Below are 14,510 nucleotides of genomic sequence, written 5' to 3' on the forward strand. Positions count from 1 at the left end.
GCCGGGAACAGCCCCTCGGGATCGGCGCCCGAGAGGGTGAATTCGTCGGTATGACAGATGCCGGTGGCCTTGATCTCCACCAGAACCTCGCCGGCCTTCGGCCCTTCGAGGTTCACCTCCATCACTTCCAGAGGCTTGCCCGCCTCAACCGCTACCGCAGCACGTGTCCGCATGTGTTCCGTCTCCTTGGTTCAATAGTAGTGTCAGAAATTGTCAGGGGGATGGCTGCGTGCCTCGGCCACGAGGCAATCGAGCCCCTCCGAGGTGAGCGCCAACAGAAAGGCCTCGATATCGGCCAGCTCTTCGGGGCTGAGGCCCAGCGGGCGGATGCGCGCATCCTGATCGGGGTGTCCGGCGCCGCCCGTGTTGTAGAACTCCAGCACCTCCCCCAGCGTGGTCAGCGCGCCGTCATGCATATAGGGCGCACTCACCGCCAGATTGCGCAGGCCCGGGGTACGGAATTTCCACCGATCCGCAGGTTCCTCGGTCACCTCGTAGCGGCCCAGATCGGCCTCGCGCGGGGCGCTGACCGAACGGATGCGAGAGAAATCGAGCTGATGCACCACGCCGGGCGCCACCTGGACCGGGTGGCTGGCGGGCGGGTTCTGGCGCCGTTCTTCGCGCATCCGGCCATAGCCGGTGTCGTGAAAGGCCTGATCGGTGAACAGCGCATGATCCGCGTCGATCAGATGGCACGAGGCGCAATCGGCCTTGCCGGTGAACAGCGCAAACCCGCGCTGCGCCGCCGCGCCCATCGCGGCCTCGTTGCCGCCGAAATACCAACGGTCAAAGGCGCTGTTGCCCAGCGTCAGGCTGCGCTGATAGGCGCCAAGCGCCTGGCCGATCCGGTCAAGCGAGGCGGGCGCGGCAAAGGCCGCGTCAAAGAGGGGCCGGTAATCGGGCAGGCGATTCAGCTCGGCCACCACATGGCCGATCGAGGGGTTGGCCATCTCGTTGCGCGCCACCAGGGGCGCGACGAACTGGGTTTCCAGCGCCGGATCGCGCCCATCGTGAAAGAGCGGGGTCAGAAAGCCCACATTGATCATGCTGGGCGCGTTGCGCTTGACGCTGCGCCCCTCGACCCCGATGGCGGTGGCCAGTTCCCAATTGGCAAACCCCTGTTCGGGCACATGGCACATGGCGCAGGACATGGTGCGGTTGATCGACAGGCGCCGGTCGAAGAACAGTTTGCGCCCCAGTGCGATCTTGGCCTCGGTCGGCGGATTGTCCGCCGGATGCGGCACCAAGGGCAGGCCCAGTTGCGGCACGAGGCTGCGCTCCAGCGCGGCCTTGGTCCAGCTTTCGGGGTCCGCCGGACAGGTCTCGGCACTGATCGGCACGGGCAGGGCGGTGCCATGCTCCCCGGCCAATGCGGCGGGGGCAAGCAAGGTCAGCGCGGTCGCGAAGGTTCGGATCACGCGCCTGCCTCTTCCATCAGCAGGGTTTCGATATCGGTCAACAGCAGGCGCGGGTCGAGAAAGCCCAGCCCATAGACATTGCGGATGTCGCCCTGCCGGTCGACCAGATAGAGACGCAACAGGTGGCTGATCGTCTCCTGATCCTCGGACCGGTCCACGACCTGGCCATAGCCGTCCAGAATAGGGGCCAGCGCCTGTGAACCGGACGTGGTCAGCACATGCCAGTCCAGCTTGTCACCCGCTTGTTCGTCCGAGGTGATGGGATAGGCAAAGGCCTCGATCGCCTCGACCGTGTCGCGGTCGGGGTCGAAGCTGATCGTCAACAGCTGCACATCCTCGTTCAACCCGGGCAGATCGCGGCTGGCATCGTGCACGTCGAAAAAGACAGACATCGCCAGCGGGCAGCCATTCACGTCGCCGCAGGTCAGATAGACGAAGCTGACCAGCGAGATCTTGCCCCGCGTCAGGTCGTGCAGGCCGTGTTCGCGTCCGTTGATATCCAGCACCCGCCCATCAGGCGCGGATTTGATGCGGTTCAGGCGGTAGCTGCCCGGGGCGGGCGGGTCGAACTGGTAAGCATCGCTCGCCTCGAAAACCGAGGCCATCGGGCTGGGCCGGGCCGCGGGCTGGGGCTGCCAGACCTGCCACCCGAGGGCTGCCGCCGCCAGCGCCGCGACTGCCAGCCCGGAAAGGAGGTATCTCTTGCGCATCCGCCGCCACCGTCCATGTCAAAGGAAAAGCCGGGGCAGCGATGGGCCGCCCCGGAAGTCTGGGAGGTATCAGGACGAATAAAGCGCCGAGCTGCCAAAGCGCATGATATGCGCGCGGCCCAGACCCAGTTCATAGAAGTCGACGGCGAAATCCTCGACCAGTTCCTTGCCGTCCCAATTATAGGCCTTCAGGTACTGGACATCGTCGTCGCCCTTCTTGTCCCAGTTGGCGAGCAGCGAGGACGAGAAATAGACGCGCTTGCCGTCCCAGCTCTGGCTGACCATGTTGACCTGGCGGTCGATGACCTTTTCGTAGATCTGGAACGGTTTGTGCGGATCCGAAATGTCGAACAGCCGGGTCTTGCCATCCATGAAGCTGTTGATCCACAGCGTCTGGTCGTCGGCGGCGATCGAGATATCGACCGGCAGCGGGATATCCGCCGGGTTGCCGATATCTGCCACCGCCTTGGCCTGCCACTCGCCCGCCTCATCCTCGTAGATCAGCCAGAGCTGCGAGGTGAGCGCCGTGGTCGAGAAGGCGTAATTGGCGTTCGGCCCCCAGGGGAACCGGATTTCCAGCGGCGCGCCGGGGACGTTGAACACTTTCTTGGGCTGACGGGTGTGCAGATCCCATTGCACGATTGTATTGCCGAAGCGTTTCATCGCTTCGCCGTCCTGCAACATCTGGCCGAAATCCATCATGTAGTTGGACCAGCCGGTAAAGGACGAGGTCAGCATGACGTTCTTGCGGATCAGCGCCCGGATGTCATAGCCGTAACCATCGGCCACCGCGTCACCCACGGCAACCGCGCCCTGCATGTCGGCGGTGGTGGGCATCCAATAAGTCGCCACGTAATCGCCGTCATCGTTGTATTCGACCAAAGCGGTGCGCCCGCCATGGTCGTCATCGTTGCTGAGACCGGTGATCATCATGCTGCCGGGCAGGGCAAAGAAGGTGTGCGGCCCCACGACCCCGCCGCTGTCCTTGACGAAAGTGTCGATGGTCTTGTGCAGTTTCGGGTTCGACGGGTCGGAATGCACGTCGAAGATGAAGATGCGGTTGGTGTCCAGCCCGCCGGTCCAGAAATAGCGTCGGTCGGCCGAGAACCCGCCATGATGCGCCTCGTTGCGGCCGCCGACCGAAACCGAGTTGATCACCTGCCCACGGGTAGCCGAACCGGGGCGTAGGTCGATGGTGACCAGCTTGTCCTGCTCGTCGCCCATGCCCTCGACCCCCAGGGTCCAGACATAGACAAATTCCTCTTGCCCGGTGATCTTGGGCATATAGGGCGATTGACAAGTTTCATCGGCAAATGCGCGAAACGGCAGCCCCATTGCCAAGGCACCGGCGGCCAGGGCCCCAAATTCTCTTCTTTTCATGACTTTCCTCCCGTTTGGATCGTTAATGCGTATTGTTCAGACCTTCTCTTGCGTCGGCCATGGCCTCGGCATTGGTGGTTTCGGCATCGACTACCGAACAATGCTGGATCGCCGCCGCAGCGCGCACCGCCTCGGCGGTCAGCACCGGCAGGATGCGGTTCTGAACCATCGGCTTGATCCGGTTCGACGGGCCAACGACGCCCATGGAAAAGATCGCGCCCAGCCGGTCCACATTGATCGGCACCGCGACGCTGCTGACCCCTTCGTCGATCTCACCGTCGCAGATCGCATAGCCATAGCGGCGCACCTGGTTCAGCTCGCGCTGGATCTGGTCAGGGTCGGTGATGGTTTTCTGGTTATAGCGCATCGGCTGGATGTCCAGCAGTTCCTCTCGCAGTTCGGGCGCCACAAAGGCGGCGATCGCCTTGGCCGAGGAACAGGCGTGCGCAGGCCGGGGCCCGAGCCCGGGATAGATGTAGGACAGCGACGGATCGGCCGGCGTCTCGATGTGGATCAGGTCGACCCGTCCGCCGCGGTAACGGGCCAGAAACCCGGTCTCGCCCGAGGTTTTCACCACCTGCTGCATCATCGCTGTGACCGCGTTGATCACATGCACGTCTGACTTGCCGGTCAGCGCGATTTTGACAAAGCGCATCCCCAGAATATAGCGGCTGCCACAGTCAGTATTCTCGACAAAGCCGCAGTCGATCAGCGACGAGATGTTGCGATAGATGGTTGCCCGTGGCACGCCGGTCAGCCGCGCCAATTCAGTGGCGTTTAGCGGGCTGGCGGCGCCTGCGATGGCTTCGAGAAGGCGGATCAGTCGTTCTTGCATCGGTTTCTCAAAATGCGGACATTGTTAGCATAATGTGAGAGCTCGATTCTGTGCAACCGCTATCTGCCGCAAACACAAAGCATGTTTCGCGTCCTTGGTGGTTTGCGTGCGTCAGTCGCCCTGACGAGCATTGTCCGAAGGATACTCTGATGCCGTTCCTGTCTTCTATGCCAGTTCTAGAATCCGCCTTTGCCCGCATCCTCGAGTACAGCCGCACCTCGTCCACCGCCCCGTTGCGTCCGGCTGCGAAACGCTTCACGGAAGGCGCGCGCCCGGCTGCGCGCGCCCGGAATTGCGGTCTTGTCCTTGAGGATCAGTTTCAGGCCGCCGTCTCGTTTTGATTGCACCTGTTGGATATGGTCGAAGGCCACCCAATAGGATTTGTGGACCTGCATTCCGGCAGCATCGTCCAGCGCTTTGACCAGTGCCCCGAAACTTTGACGCACATGCGACTTACGGTCTCCATGATGGACAAAGACATAGTGCTCGTCCGCCTGAACCAGCGTAATGTCCTTCGCGGCGATGGTCTCTCCGGCCAGCATCAGTTTGGGGTCAGAGGCGGGGCGCGGGGTGCCGGCAGGGGCCATTTGCGGGCTGTCTGCGCGTGCGAGCAGCGGCAGCATCACCGCGGCGAACAGCAGTTCGAACCCAAGATGGACTGCAAAGGCCAGCAGGACGATCATTGCCGCCGCCATCGGCGTCCAGATGTCCAGGTCAAAGATCCGAGCATAGAGCCACAGCAACGGGATATCGTGGCACAAAACGCCCGACAACCCGATCAGAGGTACGGGCAGGTTGACACCGTGGCGGGTCGTTTGGCCGAGCCGGACCAAGAGCAGGCAAAGCAATAACAGAAAGACCCAGAGAACGACCCCTAGCCCCAGGCCCAGCCCAACCGTCGCTAACCAGCCGACCGGCACATCCAACATGAAGATGGAAAGGATACGTACGATAGTGGCCGAGAACACAATCATGAACATGGCTATAGGGGCGGTCATCATTGTCAACGCCGCGCGGCGGTCGAGTGAGACGGTATCGCCATTCAGAAAGCGGAGCGTCAGCGGTCTGGTGGAGGTCATCTTTGTGGCACAGATATCTTGTCCGGGACGCGGTGGCGCCCTGGCGGGTTCGGGTTTCAGCGCCTCGTCGAAGATTGCTCTTTAGGTCACTGTAATTCCTATATAATCACGCCAAGTTGACATGCCAGTCACGTTCGTTTGAGGGCAGGGCATGTCGCTGCTTCTGACTTGCAATGGCGCACCGCCGGTCATGATCGTGACCGGTGGAGCGATGTCCTTTCACGACTTGCTGAGGTGCTGAAACCACCGCTCACGACGGATGGGCTGTTGCGCTGCGGCGGAGCGCCTAAGCCTCTGTAGGGCGCACTGGGTGGGGGCTCAGATCGCGCCAGCGATGTCAGTGCCGATGTTTCCGATTGGCCAACGACCTCAAGCAGGTGGTGTTGTGTTTCGATCGGCACTGACCCGCTGGAAGCAAGTAGGGATGACTAATCCATGGATACTTCCATTTGGCTTTTCCTCGGCGCAACTGCGCCCGATGGGGAAATGCAGACAGTGCCAGGCCGGTTGAGCGGCATTCTATTCGAGCCCGAGGGCTATGTAGCCATATCGGGAAACTGGGCAATCGCGGACACGGACGCGTCTTTGACGCTGCGCTATTCAGTGCGCAATGGCGCCCAGGTATCGACCGAGGTCGCCGGGGTCGTCTCGTCATCCGTGCAGGTTACCTTTGCCGACGGTCGCCTTCAAACCGTTGCAGGTGGCTCTCTGATGTCCATGTCGAACGGTGATTTGTTCTATGTGGTAGGGGCGGGGGATCCTGCGGCAACGTTCAAGACGATCGAGGGCGATGTCAGGCCGATATCCACCCTGCGGGTGACCGGCCTGCAGCAAGAAACAGACACCGACCTGACCGATCTGAGCTTTCCACAGGAATTCGCCGTTACAACCGATGGCAGTGAACCTGTGATCGGTGAAGCGCCAGACCCTAGTGGGCTACTGTCGGACGGAACGATCAGCGGCACCGGCTTGGCGGACCGGATCAACGTCAGGTATTTGGGTGATCGGGATGGCGACGTGGTCGACAATCTCGACGCCATGGGCCTCAACGGAGAACTGGCAGAGAGCGATGATGACCTGATCGACGCCTTGGGCGGGAATGACACGGTCGAGGCCGGGCGTGGCCACGACACGGTGCTGGGCGGCGATGGAGACGACTCGATTGATGGCGGCGTCGGCGCCGACAGCCTGTTGGGCGGTCTGGGCGCGGATACGCTGGACGGCGGCATCGGCGCCGACCCTCTGTCGCCGGTCTATCAACAGGTCACCTCGGTCAACCAGGTCCTGAATGGTGTGAACAGCAGGCCGGATTTCGGGGTGACCACGGTGTCCGATACCGGAAATGTCGCCTTTACCTCGGTCGGGACCATCGCCGACGGGTTCTTTGTCGGCGATAACTTCAACACGTCAGGCCTGTTTGCAGAGGAAACTCATACGCATGTCGCGTCGACACAGGCGGCAGGTGCCCGGATCGTGATGAACCGGCTCGAAATCTCCGAGACATTGACGATTTCAGTCGATGGAAGCGTGCTTGATCTGAACGCGGCAATCGCTGCGGGGACGGTCACGTTCGACGGCGCGGGCGTCTATGTGATCGACGCCTCGGGCAAGATCGTCAGCACCTCGAACGATGTTGCCGTCACCGCCAACACCGAACTGACGCTGACATTCAAGGTACCGCTCAGCCGGATCGACGTGACACTGGTAAAAAGCGCCTTCAGCGCCGAAGGCGCCGTCTATGCACTGTCATTCGACACCAATCCGATTGTGGCGCCGCGCCTGTCCACCGCGAATGACACGCTGGAGGGCGGCGACGGCAACGACCTTCTTGATGGCAATGACGGCGACGATTCCCTGCGCGGCGGCACGGGCGACGACACCCTGTTCGGCGATGACGGAAACGACACGCTGCTTGGCGATGCCGGTCGGGATTCGGTTCTGGGCGGCGCCGGGGACGACACGCTGGCGGGTGGCGGAGAGGCCGATACCCTGGTTGGCGGCGCCGGCAATGACAGCATCTTCGATGGCGGCGGGGACGATCTTGTGTTCGGCTCCGAGGGCAACGATCTCTTCTTCATCGGGCGGGGTCACAACACGATCGGAGATTTCGGCTTTGGCAACGGTCCGGTCGACGATGGCGACCAGACCAACAACGATTTCGCCAATCTGAGCGCATTCTACAATCGCGCCACATATGACGCCGCCGTTCTGAACGGCCGGATCGACCCGAGCGTGATCCGTAACCCGCTGGAATGGCTGCGCGCAGATCACGCCGACGACGGTGTGCTCAACGACACCGCCGCGGGATGGACCGCGAGTGACAGTCTGACGCTGCGCAATGGCGGCGCGCCGGTCGATCCCGGCCAGCTGACTTTCGATACCACCAACGTGACCTGTTTCTGCCGGGGCACGCTGATCGCCACCGCCGAGGGTGAGATCCCGGTCGAGGATCTGTGCGCTGGTGACCGAGTCATTACCCGAGACCGGGGTTATCAGCGCATCCGCTGGATCGGGAGCACCGTGCGCGATGCGCATCCCGGCATCGCGCCTATCCGAATCCGCGCGGGCGTTCTGAAAAACAACCGTGATCTGAGGGTTTCACCCAATCATCGGGTTCTGATGGTCGGGCCAATGGTGGAGTTCTTTCTGGGGCATGCCGAAGTTTTGGTGCCGGCCAAATTCCTGGTCGACGGTGAGGGGATAGTTCAGGAGCAGTTCGGGCAAGTCGACTATTTCCATATGCTGTTCGACCAGCACGAACTGGTGCTTTCGGAACGCGCCTGGACCGAGAGCTTTCATCCTGGTCAGGCGGGCTGGTCAGCTCTTTGCGATGAGACGCGCGCGGAAATTCTCGACCTATTCCCCGAGTTGGAGAGTGATTGCGCCACAATGGGCAGCTCGACCGCCCGCTATGTTGTCGATCGGCGCGAAGCGCTGGTCCTGCTGCAATCGCTGGGTGGGCACAGTATTCAAACAATGGAGATGCTGCCATGTTGAGGCGACGAGATGTCCGGCCCCGCCACCGGCAGGAGAGCGGATTCGAGCTTCGCGTTGTCTCGAACTGCAAGGAGCCTCACATTGATCGTGAGAGCGGTCCTTGTCGGTCAGAGGTCAACGCCCGCCCAAGGGTACGACTCTTCGCCAGCACGGCGATCGTTCTTGTCCTTTGCTGCGTCAGCGGCGCGGCGGTAGCCGGTCTCGCTTTGGCGCTCGGCAGGGGGCCGCTTTTTGCGGCGATATTATACCTCACGCTCCCCAGTATCCTGTACGCCACGTTCCTGGTGGCGGTGCTGCTGCGGGAAAGGCCGCGGAAAAAGCTGGTGAAATCGGCGGTTGACGGGATCGATAGCGATGTAACGGGTCTTGCGAGTTGCGCTTTTGAGAGGGGGCGGCGTATCCGTATAAGGATTGGCGTTGCCGCCTGCGCGGTTATCACAACTCTCTTCTTGACGGATGACCGGCACATCCTGACCGGAGTCGCGTTGATGGGCTCGGCAGCCATTCTTCTGGCGGTGCTTGCCCGCCGGCGGGTCCTTGCGACCTATGCTACTACAAAGCGCCCCCGCAAAGGGCGCGGGTAGCACGGTCTTTCGCCTAGCGAGTAGGCAGGCGCGAAACGAAGGCGGGCTCTGATCCAAGTTTCTTTCGGGCCAGCACTGCCTCCGTCCCGGTCGACTTGATCTGCTCCTTGAACCTAGGGGTGCGGGCAGGAAAACTCGTTCTAATCGGAATGACCAGAGAGTTGTGCCTAACGGACTGCACTTTGTACCGACATGAGCATCAAACAGGGGGCACTTCGGGTGATCGTGGTCACGTTGAAGTCACCTTGGCTGAATGTGATTCTTGGTTTATTCTTCAATATGATGTGAAGGTTATTTTATCTGGAGATAGGAGTGCCGCCACAGCCTCAAATCTACATGCTGTTCGGGAAAGTGGCAGCCCGTAGGGGAATCGAACCCCTCTTTCCAGGTTGAAAACCTGGCGTCCTAACCGATAGACGAACGGGCCACTGTTGGCGTGACGCGGCTTTTAAGGAGAATCGTGGGACGGCGCAAGAGGGGAAATCGCAATTTCTTGACGGGTAATAGAGGAGGGTTCAGGCCGACCGCGCCCTGTCAACTTTCACCCCATAGTGGTACGGAAACTGGTGCGCTCGGTTGAAACCGCACGCACATCGATCCGCCGATCCGCCACGATAACGGTCCAGTCGTTGTCGAACCAGATCAAGCGGGGACGTATTTCCTTCGATCCAGAAACTGGAGGTCATGCTCTGCCTTCAATGCTGCCGTTGACGACTGGTCCTGCTTCGACCGGGATCAACGCCGCGCGTTCCGATTGTTCCATGCTTTTCAGGGCGGGGCCCATCATTGCACGGTCGCTGGAACTGCCCGTTTCCGATCCTCAGGGTGGGGCTCCGTAACTTCATTCCGCCCAAAATACTCCGGAGCGCGAGGCAGCGCCTCGCAAAAGAAAAAGGGCGCCGCAAGGCGCCCTCTTGTTAATCTGTTCAGCCCGGATCAGCTGGCTTTTGCCAGGTTGCGCAGCACATAATGCAGCACGCCGCCGTTCTCGATATATTCGATCTCGGGTGCGGTATCGATCCGGCACTTCAGCGTGATGGTCTTTTCGGACCCGTCGCCATAGGTGATGGTGCAGGGCACATCTTGCAGCGGTTGGATGGTGTCCAGACCGCTGATCGCCACGGTTTCGTCGCCCTTCAGGCCCAGCGACTTGCGATTGTCGCCGCCGGTGAACTCGAACGGGATGACGCCCATGCCGACCAGGTTCGAGCGGTGGATACGCTCGAAGCTTTCGGCGATGACCGCCTTGACACCCAGCAGAGCGGTACCCTTGGCCGCCCAGTCACGGCTGGAACCGGCGCCATATTGTTCGCCGCCGAACACCACCAGCGGAGTGCCCTGTTCCTGATAGGCCATCGAGGCCTCGTAGATCGAGGTCTGCTGCCCATCGGGTCCTTTGGTATAGCCGCCTTCGACACCATCCAGCATCTCGTTCTTGATGCGGATATTGGCGAAGGTGCCGCGCATCATGATCTCGTGGTTGCCACGGCGCGAGCCATAGGAGTTGAACTCGCGCGGGGCCACCTGACGCTCGGTCAGATACTTGCCGGCAGGCGTGGTGGTGGCAAAGGAGCCCGCGGGCGAGATGTGGTCGGTGGTGACCATATCGCCCAGGATCGCCAGCACCTTGGCGCCCGAGATGTTCGAGATGGTGCCCGGCTCGGTGCCCATGCCCTGGAAATAGGGCGGGTTCTGGATATAGGTCGAGGTCGCGGGCCAATCATAGGTTTCCGCATCGGTGGTTTCCACCGCCTGCCATTTCTCGTCCCCCTTGAACACGTCGGCGTATTTCGACTGGAACGCCTCGCGCGTCACGGTCTGCTCGACCAGTTCGGCGACTTCCTGGGTGCTGGGCCAGATGTCTTTCATATAGACATCGTTGCCATCCTTGTCTGTTCCGATCGGCTCGGAGGTCAGGTCGATATCCAGCGTGCCGGCCAGCGCATAGACCACCACCAGCGGCGGCGAGGCCAGGTAGTTGGCGCGCACGTCGGGCGAGATGCGCCCTTCGAAGTTGCGGTTGCCTGACAGCACCGAGGTGGCCACCAGATCGCCCTCGGCAATCGCCTCGCTGATTTCCTTCTGGATCGGGCCCGAGTTGCCGATACAGGTGGTGCAGCCATAGCCGACGAGGTTGAAGCCGACCTTGTCCAGATCCTCCTGCAGGCCGGCGGCCTCCAGATAGGCGCTGACAACCTGGCTTCCCGGCGCCAGCGAGGTCTTGACCCAGGGCTTGCGGTTCAGGCCCAGTGCTGCGGCCTTGCGGGCCACCAGACCGGCGCCGATCATCACATAGGGGTTCGAGGTATTGGTGCAGGACGTGATCGAGGCGATCACGACCTTGCCCGATTCCATGGTATAGTCTTCGCCCTTGACCGCGACTTCCTTGCCCATCGGGCGCTTGAAGGTCTCGGCCATCTCGCGGGTGAACGCGGCCTTGGCATCGGTCAGTGCCACATAGTCCTGCGGGCGCTTGGGGCCGGAAATGGCGGGCACGATGGTGCCCATGTCCAGGCTCAGCGTGTCGGTATAGACCGGGGCGTAATCCGCATCGCGCCAGAAGCCGTTTTCCTTGGCATAGGCTTCGACCAGCGCGATCCGGTCCTCGTCGCGGCCGGTATTGCGCAGATAGCGCAGGGTCTCGCCGTCGATCGGGAAGAAGCCGCAGGTGGCGCCGTATTCCGGCGCCATGTTGGCGATGGTTGCGCGGTCGGCCAGCGGCAGACGGTCCAGACCTTCGCCGTAGAATTCGACGAATTTGCCCACCACGCCCTTGGCACGCAGCATCTCGACGACCTTCAGAACCAGGTCGGTGCCGGTGGTGCCCTCGACCATCTGGCCGGTCAGTTCGAAACCGATCACCTCGGGGATCAGCATCGAGATCGGCTGGCCCAGCATCGCGGCCTCGGCCTCGATCCCGCCAACGCCCCAGCCCAGAACGGCCATGCCGTTGACCATGGTGGTATGGCTGTCGGTGCCGACCAGCGTGTCGGGATAGGCGACCTCGGCCCCGTCCTGATCGGTGTCGGTCCAGACGGTCTGGGCCAGATATTCCAGGTTCACCTGGTGGCAGATGCCGGTTCCGGGGGGCACCACGCGGAAGTTGTTGAACGCGCCCTGGCCCCATTTCAGGAACTGGTACCGCTCCATGTTGCGCTCGTATTCGCGGTCCACGTTCATCTGGAACGCGCGCGGATTGCCGAATTCGTCGATCATGACCGAGTGGTCGATGACCAAGTCAACCGGGTTGAGCGGGTTGATCTTTTGCGCGTCGCCACCCAGCGCCTTGATGCCGTCGCGCATCGCGGCCAGGTCGACCACGGCGGGCACGCCGGTGAAATCCTGCATCAGCACGCGGGCCGGGCGATAGGCGATCTCGCGCGGGTTCTGGCCACCCTTGGCGCCCCATTCCGCAAAGGCCTTGATGTCGTCTACCGACACGGAAAAGCCGCCATCCTCGAACCGCAGCATGTTTTCCAGCACCACTTTCAGCGCGGCGGGCAGTTTCGAGAAATCCCCCAGACCGGCCTCGGTGGCGGCGGGGATCGAGTAATAGGAAATGGATTTGCCATTGACGCTGAGCGTGCGGCGCGTCTTGGCGGTGTCCTGTCCAACCTTGATGGGCATCGTGGCCTCCCTCTCTTGGAGCGTGGAAATGGGATTCGCTGCGGGTTATCTGCATCACGCCCGCCTTGGGTTCAAGCACCAAGACGGGGGGTGCGTCAATTTTTGTATACCATTGCACACATGGGTGCGCAAGATGCGGTATGCAATGGTATACATATGTTTCCGCAGGTTCAAGAAACCTTGATTGGCGCTGTGATCGGCGGGGCGGTAAAGCTGGATCATCCCCTTGCCCAGCGACGGACCCGACCCGGATGAAAGCCCTGACGCTCTGCCTTGCCCTTGCCGCATCGGCGCTGACCATCGCCGCCCGGGCCGAGGGTCCGGTGGTGGTGGAGCTCTATACTTCGCAGGGGTGCTCGTCCTGCCCGCCGGCGGATGCGATCATGCACCGGCTGGCGCGCCGGGACGATGTGATCGGACTGGCGCTGCATGTCGATTATTGGGACTATATCGGTTGGGTCGACGATTTTGCCGATCCGGCCCATACCCTGCGCCAGCAGGCCTATGCCCGTGTCGGGGGACGGTCGATGATCTATACCCCGCAGATGATCGTGCAGGGGGTCGAGGATGTGGTGGGTGCCCGCGAGGACCAGGTGCTCGCACTGATAGAGGCCCACAAGGCGCGTCCCGCACCGATGGGGCTGGCCGCGTCCCGTGTGGGCGATGACATCACCATTACACTGACACCCGGCGCGGGCGCGCAGGCGGGGTTCTATGCGGTGCAACTGGTGCGTTACACGCCGCTGCGCCATGCCTCGATCCAGCGTGGCGAGCTTGCCGGTCATGAACTGGATTATGCCAATGTGGTCGACAGCTGGCAGGTGGTCGGGCAATGGGATGGACAGAGCGAGAAACGCTTGAGTGTCACCACCGAGGGCGAGCTGCCGGCGGTTGTGCTGGTCCAGCAGGCCGGGCCGGGGCCGATCCTGGCGGCGGCCCGCGTCGAGTGATCAGCCCGGCGTGTCCTCGGGCTGCTCACCGAGGTCGAGCCAGGGTTTCCAGCGCCGGTGGATCCAGAACCATTGCCCCATATGCTGGCGCACCATCTTTTCCAGATCGTCGTTCAGGAACTGGGTCATGGTGATCGGATCAGTATGGGCGACCGGATCGTGCATCACGATCTCGAAATCCAGCCCGTTATCCTGCCTTACCGAATAGCAGGGGATCATCACCGCATCATATTTCAGCGCCAGTTCCGCGTTCAGCACCGAGGTCACCGCAGGCTTGCCGAAGAAACTCAGCTCGGCACCGCCATGGGCGTGCAGGTCCGAGACGATGGCGATGATGCCCCCCTGTTTCAGGCTGCGGACCATCTCCATCATGCCGCGCCGGCCTTGTTCGAACATCGGTTTGCCGGTGCGCAGAAAGGCGTCGACATAGATCTCGTTGAAATAGGGGTTGGCCATGCGGCGGTAGAGACAGCCGATCGGCGTGCCGCCTCGGGCCTGCAATGCGGCGCGGGTGGCTAGGTAATGGCCGAAATGGGCGGTGATCAGCATCACCGGCTTGCCCTCGGCAATAGCCGCGTCAAAGGCGGCCGCGCCCGGCCCGCTGACCCGTGCCCCCTGTTGCCGACGGGTGAATTCGTCGGGCGAGAAATGTTCCATGATGGCGCGGCCTGCATTGTCAGGCACCGCGCGGCACAGGCGCGCGATCTCGGCCTCGGGCAGGTCGGGGCAGGTCAAGGCCAGATTGGCGCGAATGCGCTTGCTGAACCCCACCAGCGGGCCAATCGCGCTCATCACCCGGCCCATCGCCGCGATCCGGCGATCATAAGGCAGCAGCCGCATCCCTCCGATTAGCCCGCGCAGCAGCAGATATTGCGCGTAATATGAGGCGCGTGCGCCTCGGCCGAGTTCGGATTTTTCAACGGGCATCGG

The 14,510-nt window shown here is 62.1% G+C and carries 9 protein-coding genes, 1 tRNA gene and 1 pseudogene; 2 read left to right on the top strand and 9 right to left on the bottom strand.

The features are described from left to right. From MB818_RS19915 to MB818_RS19940, 6 genes and pseudogenes are all read right to left on the bottom strand, one after another. Positions 1 to 173: pseudogene (locus tag MB818_RS19915) on the bottom strand (S-(hydroxymethyl)glutathione dehydrogenase); the annotation flags it as partial. A gap of 30 nt (positions 174 to 203) precedes the next feature. Next, complete coding sequence (locus MB818_RS19920; protein WP_238906177.1) at positions 204 to 1,418, bottom strand: cytochrome-c peroxidase; 1,215 nt, start codon at positions 1,416 to 1,418, stop codon at positions 204 to 206. Beyond that, a complete protein-coding gene (locus tag MB818_RS19925; protein WP_234166746.1) occupies positions 1,415 to 2,128 on the bottom strand; it encodes an SCO family protein in 714 nt (237 codons plus the stop codon). Before MB818_RS19925 ends, MB818_RS19920 begins: the two co-directional genes overlap by 4 nt. A 69-nt stretch (positions 2,129 to 2,197) precedes the next feature. Next, positions 2,198 to 3,508 (bottom strand): methanethiol oxidase, encoded by a 1,311-nt coding sequence (gene mtoX, locus MB818_RS19930; protein ID WP_234171587.1) that lies wholly within the window; start codon positions 3,506 to 3,508, stop codon positions 2,198 to 2,200. A 22-nt stretch (positions 3,509 to 3,530) separates the two neighbouring features. After that, positions 3,531 to 4,343 (bottom strand): IclR family transcriptional regulator, encoded by an 813-nt coding sequence (locus tag MB818_RS19935; protein ID WP_238906178.1) that lies wholly within the window; start codon positions 4,341 to 4,343, stop codon positions 3,531 to 3,533. A gap of 176 nt (positions 4,344 to 4,519) precedes the next feature. After that, positions 4,520 to 5,422, bottom strand: coding sequence for a LytTR family DNA-binding domain-containing protein (locus MB818_RS19940; RefSeq protein ID WP_234166743.1), 903 nt, complete (start codon positions 5,420 to 5,422; stop codon positions 4,520 to 4,522). Between the two features lie 435 nt (positions 5,423 to 5,857). On the opposite strand from MB818_RS19940, the gene MB818_RS19945 reads away from it, so the two are divergent. Then, a complete protein-coding gene (locus MB818_RS19945) occupies positions 5,858 to 8,419 on the top strand; it encodes a Hint domain-containing protein (RefSeq protein WP_238906179.1) in 2,562 nt (853 codons plus the stop codon). 936 nt (positions 8,420 to 9,355) lie between these two features. Here MB818_RS19945 and MB818_RS19950 read toward each other — a convergent pair. After that, positions 9,356 to 9,430 (bottom strand) — tRNA-Glu (locus MB818_RS19950). A gap of 509 nt (positions 9,431 to 9,939) precedes the next feature. Further along, positions 9,940 to 12,630, bottom strand: coding sequence for an aconitate hydratase AcnA (gene acnA / locus MB818_RS19955; RefSeq protein WP_238906180.1), 2,691 nt, complete (start codon positions 12,628 to 12,630; stop codon positions 9,940 to 9,942). Positions 12,631 to 12,881: 251 nt separating this feature from the next. On the opposite strand from acnA, the gene MB818_RS19960 reads away from it, so the two are divergent. Next, positions 12,882 to 13,580: a DUF1223 domain-containing protein gene (locus tag MB818_RS19960; RefSeq protein ID WP_238906181.1), complete on the top strand. Its 699-nt coding sequence runs from the start codon at positions 12,882 to 12,884 to the stop codon at positions 13,578 to 13,580. Here the strand turns inward: MB818_RS19960 and MB818_RS19965 are convergent, their stop codons facing one another. Beyond that, the gene (locus MB818_RS19965; RefSeq protein ID WP_238906183.1) at positions 13,581 to 14,507 is read right to left on the bottom strand and encodes a lysophospholipid acyltransferase family protein; all 927 of its coding nucleotides are present in this window, start codon (positions 14,505 to 14,507) and stop codon (positions 13,581 to 13,583) included. Positions 14,508 to 14,510: the final 3 nt, after the last annotated feature.

This window comes from Ruegeria alba, assembly GCF_022321465.1.
Classification (GTDB): Bacteria; Pseudomonadota; Alphaproteobacteria; order Rhodobacterales; family Rhodobacteraceae; genus Ruegeria_B; species Ruegeria_B alba.

Bases quoted from the DNA above. Each gene is read 5' to 3' on its own strand.
- MB818_RS19945 (WP_238906179.1), top strand. From the start codon at position 5,858: ATGGATACTTCCATTTGGCTTTTCCTCGGCGCAACTGCGCCCGATGGG.
- MB818_RS19940 (WP_234166743.1), bottom strand. From the start codon at position 5,422: ATGACCTCCACCAGACCGCTGACGCTCCGCTTTCTGAATGGCGATACC.
- MB818_RS19935 (WP_238906178.1), bottom strand. From the start codon at position 4,343: ATGCAAGAACGACTGATCCGCCTTCTCGAAGCCATCGCAGGCGCCGCC.
- MB818_RS19925 (WP_234166746.1), bottom strand. From the start codon at position 2,128: ATGCGCAAGAGATACCTCCTTTCCGGGCTGGCAGTCGCGGCGCTGGCG.
- mtoX (WP_234171587.1), bottom strand. From the start codon at position 3,508: ATGAAAAGAAGAGAATTTGGGGCCCTGGCCGCCGGTGCCTTGGCAATG.
- MB818_RS19965 (WP_238906183.1), bottom strand. From the start codon at position 14,507: ATGCCCGTTGAAAAATCCGAACTCGGCCGAGGCGCACGCGCCTCATAT.
- acnA (WP_238906180.1), bottom strand. From the start codon at position 12,630: ATGCCCATCAAGGTTGGACAGGACACCGCCAAGACGCGCCGCACGCTC.
- MB818_RS19960 (WP_238906181.1), top strand. From the start codon at position 12,882: ATGAAAGCCCTGACGCTCTGCCTTGCCCTTGCCGCATCGGCGCTGACC.